At 62.5% G+C, this 16,143-nt stretch carries 17 protein-coding genes and 1 pseudogene; 7 read left to right on the forward strand and 11 right to left on the reverse strand.

The window, feature by feature from the left end; all coding sequences use genetic code 11:
* Nucleotides 1-572: 572 nt before the first annotated feature.
* On the reverse strand, nt 573-2,126 hold the full coding sequence (locus SKC42_RS12175; RefSeq protein WP_330964562.1) for a GMC family oxidoreductase: 1,554 nt from the start codon (nt 2,124-2,126) through the stop codon (nt 573-575).
* Nucleotides 2,127-3,014: 888 nt separating this feature from the next.
* Entirely contained in the window at nt 3,015-3,722 is a 708-nt protein-coding gene (locus tag SKC42_RS12180) for a TetR/AcrR family transcriptional regulator (protein WP_330964563.1), read from the reverse strand.
* Between the two features lie 155 nt (nt 3,723-3,877).
* Between SKC42_RS12180 and SKC42_RS12185 the strand changes: the two genes are divergently transcribed.
* Nucleotides 3,878-5,455 carry a GMC family oxidoreductase gene (locus tag SKC42_RS12185; RefSeq protein ID WP_330964784.1) on the forward strand — a complete coding sequence of 526 codons (1,578 nt, stop codon included), beginning with the start codon at nt 3,878-3,880 and terminating at the stop codon, nt 5,453-5,455.
* A 63-nt stretch (nt 5,456-5,518) separates the two neighbouring features.
* Here SKC42_RS12185 and SKC42_RS12190 read toward each other — a convergent pair whose 3' ends face one another.
* From SKC42_RS12190 to SKC42_RS12205, 4 genes are all read right to left on the reverse strand, one after another.
* Nucleotides 5,519-6,019, reverse strand: a complete 501-nt coding sequence (locus SKC42_RS12190; protein WP_330964564.1) for a hypothetical protein — start codon at nt 6,017-6,019, stop codon at nt 5,519-5,521.
* Between the two features lie 427 nt (nt 6,020-6,446).
* Nucleotides 6,447-7,295 (reverse strand): oxidoreductase, encoded by an 849-nt coding sequence (locus tag SKC42_RS12195; RefSeq protein ID WP_442932107.1) that lies wholly within the window; start codon nt 7,293-7,295, stop codon nt 6,447-6,449.
* An 18-nt stretch (nt 7,296-7,313) separates the two neighbouring features.
* On the reverse strand, nt 7,314-7,880 hold the full coding sequence (locus SKC42_RS12200; protein ID WP_330964565.1) for a DUF308 domain-containing protein: 567 nt from the start codon (nt 7,878-7,880) through the stop codon (nt 7,314-7,316).
* 185 nt (nt 7,881-8,065) lie between these two features.
* Nucleotides 8,066-8,905: an IclR family transcriptional regulator gene (locus SKC42_RS12205; protein ID WP_330964566.1), complete on the reverse strand. Its 840-nt coding sequence runs from the start codon at nt 8,903-8,905 to the stop codon at nt 8,066-8,068.
* 104 nt (nt 8,906-9,009) lie between these two features.
* Between SKC42_RS12205 and SKC42_RS12210 the strand changes: the two genes are divergently transcribed.
* The gene (locus SKC42_RS12210) at nt 9,010-9,738 is read left to right on the forward strand and encodes a Sua5/YciO/YrdC/YwlC family protein (RefSeq protein WP_330964567.1); all 729 of its coding nucleotides are present in this window, start codon (nt 9,010-9,012) and stop codon (nt 9,736-9,738) included.
* 20 nt (nt 9,739-9,758) lie between these two features.
* Nucleotides 9,759-10,154, forward strand: coding sequence for an SDR family NAD(P)-dependent oxidoreductase (locus SKC42_RS12215; protein ID WP_330964568.1), 396 nt, complete (start codon nt 9,759-9,761; stop codon nt 10,152-10,154).
* 116 nt (nt 10,155-10,270) lie between these two features.
* On the opposite strand, the gene SKC42_RS12220 is transcribed toward SKC42_RS12215, so the two are convergent.
* The gene (locus tag SKC42_RS12220; protein ID WP_330964569.1) at nt 10,271-10,582 is read right to left on the reverse strand and encodes a type II toxin-antitoxin system PemK/MazF family toxin; all 312 of its coding nucleotides are present in this window, start codon (nt 10,580-10,582) and stop codon (nt 10,271-10,273) included.
* On the reverse strand, nt 10,572-10,805 hold the full coding sequence (locus tag SKC42_RS12225) for a hypothetical protein (protein WP_330964570.1): 234 nt from the start codon (nt 10,803-10,805) through the stop codon (nt 10,572-10,574). The genes SKC42_RS12220 and SKC42_RS12225 overlap by 11 nt, the downstream gene beginning before the upstream one ends.
* Before the next feature lie 480 nt (nt 10,806-11,285).
* Between SKC42_RS12225 and SKC42_RS12230 the strand changes: the two genes are divergently transcribed.
* From SKC42_RS12230 to SKC42_RS12240, 3 genes are read left to right on the forward strand one after another with little or no spacing between them, the layout of a single operon-like run.
* Nucleotides 11,286-11,513, forward strand: a complete 228-nt coding sequence (locus tag SKC42_RS12230; protein WP_330964571.1) for a type II toxin-antitoxin system Phd/YefM family antitoxin — start codon at nt 11,286-11,288, stop codon at nt 11,511-11,513.
* Complete coding sequence (locus SKC42_RS12235) at nt 11,510-11,899, forward strand: type II toxin-antitoxin system VapC family toxin (RefSeq protein WP_330964572.1); 390 nt, start codon at nt 11,510-11,512, stop codon at nt 11,897-11,899. Before SKC42_RS12230 ends, SKC42_RS12235 begins: the two co-directional genes overlap by 4 nt.
* 32 nt (nt 11,900-11,931) lie before the next feature.
* Entirely contained in the window at nt 11,932-12,324 is a 393-nt protein-coding gene (locus SKC42_RS12240) for a hypothetical protein (RefSeq protein ID WP_330964573.1), read from the forward strand.
* 382 nt (nt 12,325-12,706) lie between these two features.
* On the opposite strand, the gene SKC42_RS12250 is transcribed toward SKC42_RS12240, so the two are convergent.
* Nucleotides 12,707-13,165: a prevent-host-death protein gene (locus tag SKC42_RS12250; RefSeq protein WP_330964574.1), complete on the reverse strand. Its 459-nt coding sequence runs from the start codon at nt 13,163-13,165 to the stop codon at nt 12,707-12,709.
* Between the two features lie 151 nt (nt 13,166-13,316).
* On the opposite strand from SKC42_RS12250, the pseudogene SKC42_RS12255 reads away from it, so the two are divergent.
* A pseudogene (locus SKC42_RS12255) lies at nt 13,317-13,562 on the forward strand (type II toxin-antitoxin system PemK/MazF family toxin); the annotation flags it as partial.
* 88 nt (nt 13,563-13,650) lie between these two features.
* Here the strand turns inward: SKC42_RS12255 and SKC42_RS12260 are convergent.
* Both SKC42_RS12260 and SKC42_RS12265 read right to left on the reverse strand, forming a co-directional pair.
* Nucleotides 13,651-14,094 (reverse strand): DUF732 domain-containing protein, encoded by a 444-nt coding sequence (locus SKC42_RS12260; RefSeq protein ID WP_330964575.1) that lies wholly within the window; start codon nt 14,092-14,094, stop codon nt 13,651-13,653.
* A 697-nt stretch (nt 14,095-14,791) separates the two neighbouring features.
* Nucleotides 14,792-16,072, reverse strand: a complete 1,281-nt coding sequence (locus tag SKC42_RS12265; RefSeq protein ID WP_330964576.1) for a sensor domain-containing phosphodiesterase — start codon at nt 16,070-16,072, stop codon at nt 14,792-14,794.
* Between the last annotated feature and the right edge of the window lie 71 nt (nt 16,073-16,143).

The raw sequence follows: 16,143 nt of genomic DNA on the forward strand, positions 1-16,143 counted from the left end.
AGTCATGGATTCAGACTCAGGCCAGATCGGACAGAGTGTTCTCGGGCCGGGCCCCGTGCAGGTGTAAGTAACCCAAGGTCGTGCCGATAAGCAACATTATGTCAAGTTAAGTACGCCGTATTCATCTGATGAATCATGTGGCACCCGAAGTGTCCTCTCCTGCTGCTTCGGATAGATATGGCCAAATACGGCTTACGGCAGGTGAACGAAATCAGTTTCATTTCACGATGGACCTACACGCACCGCGCACATCAGCGTGGACAGCTTCGGCGTGCTCGTCGCCGGACTCGCTGAAACCCCCCTAATTTTGGAGGCCTCTCCATCCATGGAGCGACGTCGGCGAACTGACCGCCGACTCGGCCACCACTAACCCTGAACTCTTCGATCACCGCTGGGTTGTGCTCACACATCGCAGCGACCTCCATCATGTCGACCCGGAAACCGGTAGCGGCCCAGTTCACGCTGCCGGGATATAGCGAGTCCGGTCATCGCGTTTTCTTCTCCAAGGTGGTACGAACGTCGGCGTGCCCTCCCGCACGCGGTACAGACATGCCAACGAGGGTGTGTTGCTGTCACATCCGGTGCTCGGTCTTGATGAACTGTGCCGCCCGCTCGCCTATTACCACGCAGGGAGCCATGATGTTGCCGCTGGTGATACGCGGCATGATCGATGCGTCGGCGATGCGCAAGTTCTCGGTGCCATAGACCTTCAGGCGTCCGTCGACCACCGACATGGAATCGCGGCCCATTTTCGCCGTCCCCGACTCGTGCCAATAGGTGGTCACCGCGTCACGCAGATAGGCTTCCAGTTCAGCGCCGGACAGGTCGCCCGGCATGACCTCGCGTGCGACGAATTGACGAAGTTCGGCAGAGTTCCCGATCTCGCGCATGGTTTCCACGCAGGCGATCGCCGTCTTGAGGTCGTCGGGATCCGAGAGTGCGTTGGCTTGGATGCGGACGGGATCGGTGGGGTTGGGGCCGGACAACTGCACGCGCCCTCGGCTTTTGGGGTGGGTTGGTGAACCGAACAGAATCCAACTGTTCTCTGGCACTCCGTATTTGGCGGCGTTCTCGGGAGTGGACTTGCCGAAGGGCACCATACAAGCGAACAGGTCTGGTCCTTCAATGCCGGCGCCTGCAGAATCCCAGAACAGCGAAGCGCCTGGCAGAGTGCTGCTCTGCACGGTCTCGGGAAATGCCCACACGCAATCGAATCCGAAGTGGTCCTGCAAGTTATGTCCGACTCCGGGCAAGTGCTGTCGGAGTGTGACTCCCACGCTTCGCAACTCCTCTTCGTCTCCCACGCCGGACTGCATCAATACCTTCGGCGTGTGGATTGCACCAAGCGACAACACGACCTCGGCGTCAGCTTCCACACGATGTACCCGGCCCGCATGCACCACTTCGACTCCGCTGGCCCGATCGCCGTCAAAGACCACGCGAGTGACCAACGCTTGGGGCAACACGGTCAAGTTCGGCTTGTCCAAATAGGGGCCGGCATAGGTGCGAAACACCGACAGTCGTTTCCCGTTGCGGCTCCGCAGATCGATGATCGCGGCGCCGCGGATGTCTTCCATCAGGCGTCCGTTGGGACTTTGGTAGGTCGGGATGCCACAGGCCCGTGCCGCCTCCAGTATCGCCGTCGCGAGCGGATGCACATCTGGTGCCGGTTGCACAAACACCAGTCCTCCCCTGCCCCGATGGTTCGGCTCGCCGACACCATGCCAATCCTCGATCTGCCGATACAACTGCAGGACCGACTGGTAACCCCAGACGGCCTCGCCCGATTGTGATGCGAAGTAGTCCCAGTCGCTACGGTGTCCGCGCGCCCACGCCATCACATTGATACTTGACCCGCCGCCCAGCACTTTGCCCATCGAAAACGGGATCGAGCGCCCACCAAGCTGCGCTTCCGGCTCGGATTCGAAACCCCAATCGCGTTCGCTGCCGAGATTCGACGGCCACTGTGCAGCGTCGAACACGCTGGGGACCTCATCGCTGCCGCCGGCCTCGACGAGTAAGACTTTCACATCAGGGTTTTCGGCCAACCGAGCGGCGACCACCGACCCCGAGGACCCGGCCCCACAGACGATGACGTCATAACGCGACTCCAGCAAAACATTCACGATGGCTTCCCTATCTGGTCTGGACGTAAAATGGTGGCACGCCGAAAGCACTATGGGGCTTGCTGTCATCTGGCGGATCGGCCGTCTGTTTCAGCGCCAGGGTAATCATTGCCACGCCAGACGCCGCTCACGTCATCGGCGTGCTCGAGGAACACGAAATGGTCCAGACCCGCTCGATCGAGTCGGATTGTTCACCAAAACCTCCATATGGTCGGCAGCTCGGCTGAACTGCCGGCCGTATCGTTGGTACGATGATAGCGTAACGATGATAAGTTCTGCAATACGAGAGGTTCAGTGCGAATACGCCCACGCACACCGATCCAGATGCGCGCTTCCAGTCGGCCGAATGGGCGACCGTCATCATCTATCCGGATACCGGCTATGGAATCCTTTTCCGGCACCACGCTCAGTTCGCCGCCGACACCCGCACGCTTCGTCGACCAATGACAAACCAATCAGATGTACAAAGCTTGTTTCGCCATCATGGGGTGCCCAAGCCATCCCAGATTGTCCCGTCAACAGGGCTCGGTTGGAATCGCTCATGACCGAAAGTCGTGACGTCGACACGCAATCCGGGTCTGCGCCCGAGGGATCGCACCCAGCTTCCGTTCCTCGACACGACCCACCGATGACCGAAGCCGGCGGCAATCGGCATCGCATGACGGGCTACCCGGGCGGCTTCCCGCTGTTCTACGCGCTCTTCCCTCGCCTATGTGTGTTGAAGGACTGTTTATGGAGGCGGGAAACGCGACGGCGCGGCGATCGTGGTGTTTCTCGGTTGATGATACGGATCTGCCAGAGACGACCTAGGTCATGAGGCGTGGGATGTCGAGCGAGGGATTGCGACATGGCCGGTACTGGTGGGGGCGACGGGCACGCCCGAACGGATTACCCCCCGTGCGGGTTGTCCGCAGCGGCGATGGTGTCGAGCCATTGGAGCATCAGGTTGGTCTCGGGCGTCGTCAACGGCGTATCACCGCGCCGAATCAACGCCGCAAGCTGTAGCGCAACGGGTTTCGCCGGGCGGGTTCCCCTATGGGTGGATTTTGGCTCGGCGGGGACCGTCACTTCGCGGAGGATCGCGTCTCGAACTCGCGCGGATAAGCCGGGGTCGCTGTAGATCTCGGGTTGGGACAGGACGTTCAGCGCGACGCCGACGCAGGCGGCCATGATGGCCTGGGCGGCCTCGTCTGGAGAGGTCTTCAGCTTGCCCGCTTCCGCACAGCGGATCAGCCGGTCGTAGAGCAGCTGCCGCGTCTCTTTGGCGGCGCCCGGCACCTCCGTCAATTGCGGCGCGTACACCAGGCGGTAGACGGTGGGATTCTCCATCGCGAACGCGACGTGGTTGTCCCAGGCCGTGTACAGGTCGTCGACCGGATCATCCGACGGCGGCTCGGCGCGCTTCTCGCTGAGATACCGCTCGAATGCGTGGTTGATGACCGCGGTCAGCAGTCCGTTCTTGTCCCCGAACAGCCGGTAAAGCACCGGGGACCCGACTCCCACCGCCTCACAGACCTCACGCGTCGAGATGTCGTTCTGCGGTGACGCGGCGAGCTGAGTCTCGGCGGCTTCCAGCATGCGTGCCCGGATATCCATAGCCTCCAGGTTAGCAGTGATATCACAGCAATCATACCGATGCTACGGTAGAGCTGTATCAACGATACGGCTACAGCAGAGCAACGTTACGGAGACCGGTTGTGAAGACACCCACCTATGACGATTCAACGGCGAACTTCGAGTTGGCCGAACGGATTCGCGCCAACCAGCAGCGATGGGCGGCCGACCTGCCGGTCCGGTATGACTTCGTCGTCTGCGGGGCCGGCTCCTCGGGTTCGGTAGTCGCGCGCCGACTCGCCGAGAACCCTGCTGTCAGCGTTCTCCTCCTGGAGGCCGGCGGCAGCGACGACCTCCCCAGCGTGTGGACGGCCGAACTCTGGCACACGAATCTGGGGGGCCCACGGGACTGGGCGTTCCAGAGCGCGCCGGATCCGAACCTGCACGGCCGGACGCTGCCACTGTCGATGGGCAAGGTGCTCGGCGGCAGCTCCAGCATCAACGTGATGATCTGGGCGCGCGGCCATCGCAGCGACTGGGACTTCTTTGCCGCGGAGAGCGGCGACCCCGCATGGGGCTACGAGTCGGTGTTGAACATCTATCGCCGTATCGAGGACTGGCATGGCGATCCCGACCCCCACTATCGGGGCACGGGGGGCCCGGTATTCGTTCAGCCCGCGCCCAATCGCCACCCCCTGGCCCCCGCGGTGGTGGACGCCGCCCGCTCACTGGGCATTCCCACCTTCGAAAGCCCGAACGGGCAGATGATGGAGGCCGCGGCCGGCTCGTCTATCACCGATCTGCGGGTCCGCAGCGATGGTTCACGTGAATCGGTGTTCCGTTCCTACGTTTATCCCTTTATGGATCGCCCGAACTTGACGGTCCTGACCGACGCGGTCGTGAAACAGCTTGTCTGGGAGGGTAACCGGGTCACTGGCGTGACAGTGGCGCACCGCGGCGAGTTCCGTCTGTTCGCCGCAGGCACCGAAGTAGTGGTCTCACTCGGAGCCATCCACACCCCCAAGGTACTGATGCAGTCGGGTGTGGGCGACCAGACGGAATTGCGTCGTGTCGGGTTGCCCGTCCGGCTGCATCTACCGGGCGTCGGCCAGAACTACCACGACCACCTGGGTTTCGACTGCATGTGGGAGTTCAACGAGCCGCCGCCACCTCAGAACTTCAGGTCAGAGGCAACGGTGTTTTGGGCGAGCAGGCCGGAACTCGACAGCCCGGACCTATTCGCCTGCGAGGGTGCCATTCCCAAGACGACGCCGGAGAACGCCGCGCGGTACGGGCTTCCCGACGCCAGTTGGATCCTGTTTGCCGCGCTGTCACATCCGCAGAGCCGCGGGCGAGTCCGGCTGACCGGCGCCGATCCGGACGACGCGGTGGAGGTCAGCGTGAACGCACTCTCGCACCCGGACGATCTACGGGCCGCAATGGCCTGCGTCGAGTTCATCCGCGAAATCGGCAATGCTGCGCCGGTGCGGCCGTTCGCCAAACGGGAAGTCATGCCGGGCAACCTGAAAGGCGCCGCGCTGGAAGAATTCATTCGTAACGCCGCCACAACGTATTGGCATCAGGTCGGCACGGCGAAAATGGGGCGCGACCCGATGTCCGTGGTCGACAGCAGTCTCAAGGTTTACGGCGCGGAGAACCTGCGAGTCGCCGACGGCTCGATCATGCCCCGAATCACCACTGCGAATACGATGGCGCCATGTGTCGTGATTGGGGAGCACGCAGCAGAATCCATCAAGTCCGAGCATGGGATCTGACGGTTGACCGCCAACGAAATTCGGCCCCGTCTTAAGCGCTCACCTGAAGCAACGTGGCATCGATTACCGGCATTGTCCGCCGTCGAGTCTTCCCGCTAAGGGACTGAATAGTGCTGCCTGAGGTTGAATACCCAGGCAGGCGTTCTCGCGCTTCCGCCATCCGAGCCAATGACGTACCAACGTCCCTGAAAATCGAACCTGTAGAGCGGGTTCAGCCGCGGCGCCCCAGATTTCGCCCCGACTGTGTGCAACAACAATCCGGCGCATACCAACAAACAACCCTTCGACGATTGTCCCGTTGTTGTTTCGAAACTGTTGAATCACATCGTCATTGACGGCCGACAAACCGGGTGAACCGCCCACGGCCGACTCTTCGAGTTCGCCAAGGTCGGCCGGCGCCCAGCGGTACACCTCGTCGTTATCGTCGCCGGACACCGAACGCTCCAACTTCTCTAAAATTGCCCATAGTTTGTTAGAACGCGCAACGTGTACTTGCGATTCCCGACTTTTCGATTGAGTGATCCGTCGGCGTCCCGGGAAGTACGAGGCCATCGCCGGACTCATCGTGAGCAGCCTCGACAAAGTCGCCAACCTCGCGACGATCGATCTGCCCAAGGACAACCTGCGTGCGGCATTCGCGGTCTACGCCGACGTACACGCGTCGGCATCCATCCGTCGCTGCTGGTCGACGTGGAACACCCTGTGTACCTTCCTCTACACCGCAGAGCTGCTCGATGCCAACCCCATGCCGCTCATCGGTCATCCGAAAGTGCCGAAATCCCTCCCGAAAAGCTATGCAGCGGACACTGTTACCGAACTGGTGGCAGCCATCGACACCGACCAGGGGTCAGCCCGCCGCAGCGATTGGCCCGAGCGCGATCGCGCGATCGTCTTCACCGCCGTGCAGGCCGGACTGAGGGCAGAAGAACTCGTCAATGCCGACATCGGCGACATCCGCCGAACCGAAAACGGGGGCCGAGAGCGCTATCGGTCACGTCGCTATACGCGGTCGTCGAAATCCGTACTGCGAGAGAGGCCGTCCCATCTCCGAATATCTTCGTCGACGACACGCCTGGCCTCGCCGATCAGCCGGAGGGCATCCGAACCCAGAACCAGGTGCGCTGGCGGATCGGGCATGTCGACTATCTGCAGCACCGCCTTTGGCTGCCTTTTCCGGGTCACCCAGCTGGTGGCCGCTGGCGGCGAGTCGCGCGGCGCGAATGGGATCGAACAACGTGTCGTAGTCAGCGATAGCACGGTCGGCACGCGTCATCGAGCGACCGGCCCAATCGGTACGGAACGACCCCGGTTCGATAGCGGTGACGCGGACCCCGAACCCGGAGACCTCTTTTCGAAGGCTTTCCAACATGCCCTCGACGGCAAACTTGCTCGCACAGTAGGCCGACATCCCGGGAACGGCCACGAGCCCGCCCATCGAGGTCACCGCCATCAGGTGCCCAGCGCGGCGGGCCCGCATGAACGGCAGCGACGCCCGCAACGTTGCCGCGACACCAAAGACGTTGGTGGCGAACTGTGCCCGCCATTGTGAGAGGGGCGTCTCCTCGAAGACCCCTTCGACGCCGTAGCCGGCATTGGCGATGACAACGTCGAGGGGGCCCACCGTCGCTTCGACATCCGCGACCGCCGCAAAGACGGCCGCGTCGTCTGTAACGTCGAGTAAGAAGGCGTGCGCCCGATCCGTCGCGGCAAGATCCTCGAACACCTTTGCGTCCTTGGGCTTACGCACCGTGCCCACCACACGATGTCCCGCCGCCAGTGCAGCGACTGCGAACGCTTGCCCCAGGCCACTACTGACTCCGGTGATCAGGATGGTCTTCATGAAGCCTCTTCGCGAGAGTCAAGGCGTCGCTTGCGTGCACGGGACACGCTCAACCAGATTGCCGACACCAAGAAGTAGAAGGCGCCGAATGCGGCATAGGGCGCGATATCGGCGGCGCTGGGCGACGGCTTTCCAAACGAACGTCACACCGACGATCGCGGACTGCGCACCACTGAGAATCATCGCCCATTGTGCGCCAACATGTTTCCATCGGCGCACAGCGGTTGCCAGCTGCAGCAAGCCCGACAGGGTAGCCCAGACACCGAAGATGCCGAGCACGACGTTCATGCCGGCAGCGAGGCCGAAAGCCACCGCGACGGTGGCCAGGCTGCTGACGGCCGTGTTGAACGTCTGGCTCGAATTCCCGTTCAGGCTACCGTTTTTCCGAGCGTCGATAGCATTGGCGAGCGCATCCCACGCCGGGTAGATCAGCAGTAATGCACCGGCGACTAACGCAGACTTGGATCCGATGGTGAGGACGGCGGCGACCCATACCAGCGAAACCACCGCTCGCACAGTGCAATAGGTCAGCAACCAGTGGTTGGCATCGGTCGACGCGCGAACTTTTTGCAAATTGTTTGACATGTTCTGTCCTTCAGCGATGGTTTTCGGAAGCACCGTTGGGTCCGGGATTGCGGCCCGGCGGTGTCGGCAATCTAAGGGGTGGAGCACCGGCGGCTGACCTGGGCTGAGTTCACTGTGATCAATGCGCCGCGAGCCCGCCAGCTAAGTTTCAGCTGGCGCAACCAACTAGGAGATACCCCTGACCGTCATCCGCGCGCAGCCTCCATTAAGTCCTGAATTGTGACGTCAAGGGCTTCGAGGCGTTCCGAGGAATTCGGTCCGAGCAGTGCCGCCAGGCGTGGTGCGAGTCCATCGCACGCCGCGATCAGCGGCCTGGCAAGCTCGCGCAGTGCCCCCTCCGGCAGTCGCTGGTCGGGTCCGGCGACGGCGATTGACCCGAGCGGAAGGCCGTTGTCCGGGTCGAGTAGGGCGGCACCGATTCCGCTGAAGTGGGGGTGATTTTCGCTGAAAGACAGGGCATAGCCGTCGGCGCGGATCCTATCGAGTTCGCACTGGAGCTCTTTGCGTGACTTGCCGACAGTGTGTGTCGCGACGACCTCGTGGGCTTCTTCGACGGGGAGGTGCGCCAGGATGACCCGGCCGCTGCAGCCGGAGGTGAGCGGCGCCCGCTCCCCGATGTGGACGCCCTGACGCTGCAGCGCCATGTTGTGCTCGGCGCCGAGCACGAGGACCCGGTGCTCGCCGCTGCGAAGATGCATTGTTGCGGTCGCCTGAGCAGTGGCGGCCAGCCTGGACAGCACCGGACGCGCATGTTGCAACAACGCAGGACGCGGGCCCACCAGCGACGCCAGTGCTATCGATCGGCTTCCGATGCGGTACCCACGGCGACCGGCATGGTCGACATAACCCTCGTCCTGTAGGGCGCGCAACACACGGTACGCACCGGCCTTGGACAACCCCACGGCCGACGCGATCGCGAGCAAACTGGCGGGTTGTTCCATCGCTGCAAGCGCTTCGAGCACCCGCAGCGGCCTCCGCAGAAGGTCTGGCTGGGCACGTTGCGCCGTTTGCCGGGGCCTTGTCATCGCACCTCGTTGGTTTCAGCTGACGAAACCAAGTTTGCGCGGTCTTGGGTGCTCTGTCCAGATTGGCATCAAGAGGCCAGCGATGCCAGGGGAACGGAGAGGCCATGAGCAGATACGACGTTTTCAGCGATGCGCAGCGCATCTACGAGACGGTGGCAGCCGGCGGCGCCGTGATTACGCCGAACGACATCGGCTATGGGGTCATCGCCAGCGCCTCCGAGACGTTGCTGCGACTCTTTCGGGCCAAGCGACGGGCAGCGCACAAGCGCAATGCGATGGCGGGCAACTACGAACTTCACCGCGAGGTCCACCAGCTCGGCGGACGTGAACAGGACATCGTGGACGCCGTCGTACTCGACGCGGGTCTTCCACTGGCGGTCGTCGGACCCTACGACGCCTCCCACCCCGTGGTAGCGGCTATCGAGCCCGAGACGCTCGCAGCAAGCACTGTCGGCGACACTCTGGCGATGCTGGTCAACGCTGGCGCGCTTCAGGATGCGGTGGTCCAGATCGCACACCGCAACGGCGTGCCGTTGCTGGGGTCATCAGCGAACCTCACTGGTACCGGACCGAAATTCCGCGTGCAGGACATCGAACAGCCCATCATCGACGCGGTCGATCTGGTCATCGACTATGGCCTGCGCAGGTATCACCTATACCGCCGCTCGTCGACAATGATCGACTTCTCCACCATGGAGGTCGTCCGCATGGGTTCGTGCTACGAGCTGATCAGCGACATCTTCGCCAACCAGTTCGGCATCAACCTTCCCATCGATCCCGGTTGGGATGCGCTGCACTCGGGCCAGCTGCGCGACCAGCCGGTAACGAACTGAACCGCCACGCAGGAGATGCCATGAGTCCCAACTACCTTCGTGACGACCTTGAAGGCAAGGTGGCCATCGTGACGGGTGCCGCCAGCGGAGTAGGCCTAGCCATTGTCCGACAACTCGTCGATTACGGCGTTTCTGTCATCGCCGAGGACATCAACGCCGACGTCGAGGGAATCTTCGACGATGTTGATGCCGTGACGGCGCTCATCGGCGATGTCTCCTGGGAACAGACCGCTATGGAAGCGACACAACTGGCACTCGTCGCTCGAATCGACCGAACCGAGGAAACGCTGATGCACCACGCCCATTGCACGCTTCAGCAAACTAACTTGGCTCGAAACCTCTGCAGGGACTTTCCGGTTGATCCAGCTGCAGCCACTCCGGCAATCAGTGCGTCTCCCCCGCCGCACCTTGAGTGATGCCCTGCGGCGCATGGGGAGGAATACGACCGAATCGAATATGGCGGGTTACCGGCAAACCACTGCATATTGCGCTGCGCCCCAACTGTTTTCATCAGAATTTGACGGTTGGGCGCTTAGGGATCGAGGACGATACGCAGTGCCGCATCAACGCGGCGCATTTCGTCGAAGCTTAGGAATCCAACGCTCTTGCCGAGCCGGCTCGGGTCGACCGCAGCGGTCTGCTCGGCAAGTACCCGGGTGTTCACGCCGCCGATTTCAACCTCGGGACGGAAGCTGGCGGCACGAGCCGACGTGGACGTCGGTGCAACCAGCCAAGTCGACAGCGGCAGTTGATCTGACTGGACTACTACGGCGTATCGGGAACCGGACTGCTCGTGACCATGACTCCCCCGCGGGGCATGCAACCGAAAGACCTCACCACGCACGCAGCGTCTCCATATCGCGCAGCACCTGCATGGCCTCAGCGCGGTCGGACTCGTCTTCAGCAAGCCTTTCTGCCTCGGCGCGAATCGCCGCGTTGGCCTTCCGACGTGCGGCATCGATGAGAGCAGATCGAACGGCTGCGGACACAGCCGTGCCGTCTTTGGTCAGGACTTCCAGCGCCTTCGCTGTGTCCTCGTCCGGCCGGAAGGTAATGGTGTCAGCCATATCAACAGTGTACGACGTTTTGTAAGACAACCGCTGGGTCCGCATGAGCACTTTTTGACCCAGCAGCGGCAACCCAGCAGCGCCTATCCACCGACAAACGGTGTGGCGCCTGTAGCAAACAGAACATGCGCGCCTGGATCGTTCCTCAGTGGAACCCGTGCCACTATAAAGACCACGCCTAGCGCTCGCGTCGGCGCTCGATTCACGTGGAATACGGCGGGATCGAATATGGCGGGTTACCAGTAAACCGCTGCATATTGCATCAGATGAATCATCGTCCGTCCCCCTTGCCGGTTGCCGCACCTCCCGCCGTTTCACCTGCGGCACAGGGCCTTCCGCTCACCGTCCCCATGCGTGAGGGCCATGGCGCGTCGAGTACGCCGCCGACTGCCTGGTCAATAGGGTTACCAGTAAACGCGCGCTAATCGCGCTAGCGGTACTAGCGTATTTTAGGGTACGCTGGTTGCCGTGGAAACGACAGTGACAAGTACTGACGCCAAGAACCGCCTCAATGCCCTGCTGGCCGACGTCGAACGCACCGGCCAGGCGGTGACGATCACCAATCACGGTCGGCCTGTCGCCAAGCTCGTTCCGGTGCAGCCCGTACCGCGCAAATTCGGTCAGCTGCCGAATCTCTTGGTGCCCAACGAGTTTGACGAACCGCTGCCTGAGTCCGAACTCGCACGCTGGGACGGCGCCGATTCGTGAATGTCCTGCTGGACACGCATACGCTGCTGTGGCTGGTGAGCACGCCCTCTGACGTGGATACCTCGGCCTTGGCCATCATCTCCGATCCGAACACAAGCGTCTGGGTGACGGCGGCTTCGGCCTGGGAAATCGCCATCAAGACCCGGCTTGGTCGCCTCGACGGCGAAGCACTGTTGTCAGCGTGGAGCGACATCATCGCTGATATGAGCACGGCCGAGCTGCCCATCGACTCCGCCGATGCCATCCTGGCCGGCCGGCTCCCCTGGGATCACAAAGATCCCTTCGATCGCGTCATTGTGGCCCAGGCGCTGCGCCGGAATCTGACCATCGCGACCCGCGACACCACAATCCTCAAGGCCGCACTCACCCCTACCCTGCAAGTCTGAGCCGCTCCTCCATCGAGGACAACGACGATGAAATGACCGGCGAGCTGCGCGATCACAGCGTCGTCCCTATTTCTGCGACTCGGTACCTACTTGCCGATGGTTCGGTGTCCGCCGTCGTGGCCACCTACCAGGCGAAAATGGGCGACTTGGGCGCCTCTCCTCTTAGCGGGACGGCGGCCGGATCGCTGGCGGCTCTAGAAACCTCGCTGGCTGAGCCAGGATTCGATCTGCACGGCGACCGTTTGCCATCCAGGTTCGATCATCAGCTCATGCCCCATATCGGGGATGAGAACGGCTTCTGTCTGAGCCCATCGAACGAAAATGGCCGATTGGATATTGCGGGTTACCAGTGCACCATATTGCGTTGCTGCCCAACGATTCTCGCCGTCCTCCATTCTAGGTTCAAGTTGTCGGGTTTCGGATAATGATGACAACCTGTCCGGGCAGTGACCTGCCCTACTTTGTTTCGTTCGGGTGACTGGTATGCACCTGCTCCAGGTACACCGTGCGGTCCTCGCCGAAGAACCAGATGCGGGCAGTGCCCTTGAGCGTTGGCTTGTGCTGCCAGCGCTCGTTGGATCTTGCCCCCGCGGGCGATCGTGCCAAGTTCGCCGCGCAGCGGGTAGTTGGTTGGTGTCGTGGCGAGGGGGGTTCGCGTCAGAAAGTCCCAGGCCTCCGCGAGGGGATTGCGGATTGTTGCGGCGAGGTCCTGCCAGCCCTTGGCTGCGTCGGCGCTAGCGTAGCGAATCTCGTACTCGATCTTCTTCGGAGGACGAGGGACCAGTTCGCCGCGCTTGGCGGCCACGGCTACGGCCGCTTCACGACGGCGTCGTCATCGTCCAACCACTCCGGCTCGCCCTTGTTGAGCCCGGCGGCGATGGCGGTCGCGGTCTCCTTCCACGAGGTCAGTTCCGCGAGCACCAGATGAGGCTGGTCAGTGGAGAACGACGCCCGCGCGGCGTCGACGAGGTCCTGGGCGCAGGTGGCCCGGTCGTCGGGTGACAGTGCGAGCATCCATGGAAAGGCCCTGGACATCCGCTCGGCGAGCGGACCGTTGTCGTCCACCGCCACGCCGATGAGCTGCGCGGCGAATTGGAGCATACGGTTGCGACTTTCCGCCTCGCGCTGCGACATGAGCACGAGTGCCTCGCCGTCGCGCCGAGTCACCGTGACCGGGTGGTCCTCGGCCTCGGCGAACACCTCTGCTGAGTGCTTGCTCAGGTCCGAGGAGCGGCGCGTGGTGGCGCGGAGGGCTCTCGTGGTCATATCGACATGATATTCGGAACGTGTTCGGAAGTCTACTGTGCGGCGGACCACATCAACCCCCCGTTGATCGACAGATGCAAGGCCGTCTCTCCCCTAGGGCTGCAGACGAGGATTCTGCGGCTTAGGAGAGCGCCGTTGAGGATTGGCGTTACTGATGCTGCGCGGTGAGATCTGGCAGGTCGACTTGGATCCGGCCCGCGGCAGTGAGGCGAGTAAGCGGCGGCCAGCTGTCATTGTCAGCAACGACAGGGCCAATGCCACCGCGACACGTCTCGGCCGTGGCGTGATCGCAGTTGTCCCAATGACTAGCAACATCGACAACATCTATCCGTTGCAGGTCTTGCTGTCGGCGGCAACCACTGGCCTCAGGGCGTCAGGCGGTGGGGCTGGTCAGCAATCAGCGCCTGTCCCCTGTCGCATTCCTGCGATGCGCTGCTGCGCATCGCAGGAATGCGACCGTCTCGAATGCGGCGAGTGATCGTCTGCTACCGACCCGCAAACGTGCCGGACGGCGCGGCGTTGACGCCCGGGGGCTGGTTCAGGCCGGGCAACCCCGGAGCGCCGCCCAGGCCGGGCAGACCGGGAGCACCGCCCTGCAGCGGAAAAGGCATTTGCCCGTTGGCGAGTGAGGCGATCATTCCCGGGCACTGCGTCTGGATCGCCATGGCGGCGACGACGCCGACGATGCCGGGCGGAAGGCCGGAGTTTCCGGACAATTGCGAGGCGATGGACGCCAGGGTGGCACCCGGCTTGACCAACATCGGACAGATCGACTGCCCGATCGCGGTGAGCGAGCCGGTAGCGGAGCCGGCGGGCGGGTCGGCATGGGCCGGCCCCGCCGCTTTGGCGATGAGTAGGCCCAGCGTCATCGCGAGCGCAGAAACCGTCGCCGGAACGGCGGTGCGTCGGTGCAGGGTCAGTGCTGTCATTTGTCCCCCCTGTAAATGTGAAGAATTGCAGATTGCATTCATTTCACTTCGATAACAATGGAGGACGTTTGTCACGTTTAAGACACGAATTGATCAAGCTTTGTGATCTACCCGTTCCCTTATCGTTGTCTCAAATGCGTTGCGCTTCTTGAGTATTTGCCGAGAGCGCGTCGGCTTTGCTCCCGCGCCGCCACGGCGCGTCCGGTGCGGCGAGAACAGATCGGCCCCCCACCGGGCGCCGGCGTGCCCAGTATTCGAATTCACGGTCGGGGTGTTTACCTGGATATGGGACTCGCGGCACCCGCACCGAATGTTTGCGCCGCGCCGACGCCGAGAAAGCGGCAACGGCCGCTGTCGGTTTTGGGTCTTAATTTTCGAACGCTCAAGCGTCGCGGGCGACGTCGCTAATTTCCTTGCGCTCCACGGCTCGGGCGTTCCCCGCCGAACTGCACACCCGCAAGATGAACGTGGCCAACAAGGTCCCGTACCGCAATGTCGGCAAGCCACCGAACGACACCGTGCCATCCGTGGCCTCCAGTAGCGATCGGCGGACCCTATCAGTGCGAGCTCTCCCCCTTCCGTCACTCGTCCGATCGGACTCTCCGGAACGGGTGGAATATGCACGGATCGGATACGGAGGCGTGCTGGTAGAGGGCGCCGGCTCCCGTCGCGAACCGGGCGCTCGGCTGCGCGTCGTCTACCCGGGTGACGATGCCGCTTGAGGCTGCCCTAGGTGAAAGCCTTGGCCGCATTCGATACCTAGACGAATCAGCGTCTGCAGCTGGCTGGGTGTCTCCACCGCCTCGGCCACCAATTTCGCGTGCAGTTCGGATGCCAGCGCGTTCAGTGCGGTCACCAACGCACGTTTCGCGGGATCGTCGTCGATGCCGGCGATCAGCTCCCCGTCGATCTTGATCATGTCTGGGTGTAACCGCAGCAGTTGGGTAAAGCTGGCATATCCGGCGCCAGCGTCGTCGACTGCCACGCGTATCCCGCGATCACGCAGATGTCTCAGGCCTGCGCCGAGGTGATCGGGAAACGGTTCGTGCTCAGTGATTTCCACGACCAACTGCCGGTCCTGAGCTGTTAGTAGGTCTTGGATCGTTGGTTCGAGGGCGGCGCTCGGGCTCAGGTTGGCGGCGAGTGGACAATCACTGGGGATGTCGCCGGCAGCACTGAGGACGGTGCGCAACGCGGCGTGCTCTAATTCGATACCTCGGCCTAGGCGCCGGGCAACGCTGAACCATTGCGTCGGGGTCAACTCCGAGGATGCGGGAGCGCGCATCAACCCTTCGTAGCCAATCGTCTTACCGCTTGCCAGGTGGACGATGGGTTGGTAGACCGCGCTGAGAGCGTTCGGCTGCTCCAACAGTTCGTCTAGCCGATGTCGCAGACCCTCGGTCTCTACAGCCTCGGGCAACATTACCGAGGCGATGAATCGCGCCGTGAGCGCGCGTTGTCCGCGATCGTCGCTGTCGCTTATCGCGTGGGTCAGCAGTGCGGACAGTTGCGACTGGGCGCCGATCAGCGCGGAAACGAATTCACTGATATCGAGCATCGCATCGACATCTGTGTCAGTGAACGCGCCCGTGGCTCTCGCGGCCAGCATCAGTGAACCGATGGCGTCATCGTTGTACATCAGGGGAATCGCGGCCCACGATCGGGTCCCCCACTGCTTGTTCATCGCGCGAACACGTGCCGACAGTCGTTGATCTACCCAGGCATCGTTTATCAGCTTTGGGGTTTTTTCCCGTGCCGCGAGTCCCTGAATACTGGTCCGCTTGGGCTCTACGAATCCCGGCGTATTTGCCAGCACGCCATGTCCTGATACGGTCACGTACGCGTTATCGGAGGCGCGAAGCAGGGTCACGGCCGCCCCATCGGCTTTCTGCATAAACGCACAAGCCTGCTCAGCAATGCGTCCCATCAAAGACGTTGGGTCCATCGACGCGGCGAGTGCCCGGACCAGGCTCTCCACATTCACCCTCGTTCCCAGCCAGGTGCGGTTTGGGAGCTTTTACGATACGACGGTGTAATCGGACGCGGGCG

The sequence above is a fragment of the Mycobacterium sp. 050134 genome (assembly GCF_036409085.1).
Lineage (GTDB): Bacteria > Actinomycetota > Actinomycetes > Mycobacteriales > Mycobacteriaceae > Mycobacterium.

Coding starts and splice junctions, on each gene's coding strand:
- SKC42_RS12225 (WP_330964570.1), bottom strand. CDS start 10,805: ATGGCTGACACCATTACCTTCCGGCCGGACGAGGACACAGCGAAGGCG.
- SKC42_RS12250 (WP_330964574.1), bottom strand. CDS start 13,165: ATGACCACGAGAGCCCTCCGCGCCACCACGCGCCGCTCCTCGGACCTG.
- SKC42_RS12180 (WP_330964563.1), bottom strand. CDS start 3,722: ATGGATATCCGGGCACGCATGCTGGAAGCCGCCGAGACTCAGCTCGCC.
- SKC42_RS12205 (WP_330964566.1), bottom strand. CDS start 8,905: ATGACAAGGCCCCGGCAAACGGCGCAACGTGCCCAGCCAGACCTTCTG.
- SKC42_RS12210 (WP_330964567.1), top strand. CDS start 9,010: ATGAGCAGATACGACGTTTTCAGCGATGCGCAGCGCATCTACGAGACG.
- SKC42_RS12200 (WP_330964565.1), bottom strand. CDS start 7,880: ATGTCAAACAATTTGCAAAAAGTTCGCGCGTCGACCGATGCCAACCAC.
- SKC42_RS12190 (WP_330964564.1), bottom strand. CDS start 6,019: ATGAGTCCGGCGATGGCCTCGTACTTCCCGGGACGCCGACGGATCACT.
- SKC42_RS12195 (WP_442932107.1), bottom strand. CDS start 7,295: ATGAAGACCATCCTGATCACCGGAGTCAGTAGTGGCCTGGGGCAAGCG.
- SKC42_RS12215 (WP_330964568.1), top strand. CDS start 9,759: ATGAGTCCCAACTACCTTCGTGACGACCTTGAAGGCAAGGTGGCCATC.
- SKC42_RS12260 (WP_330964575.1), bottom strand. CDS start 14,094: ATGACAGCACTGACCCTGCACCGACGCACCGCCGTTCCGGCGACGGTT.
- SKC42_RS12240 (WP_330964573.1), top strand. CDS start 11,932: ATGACCGGCGAGCTGCGCGATCACAGCGTCGTCCCTATTTCTGCGACT.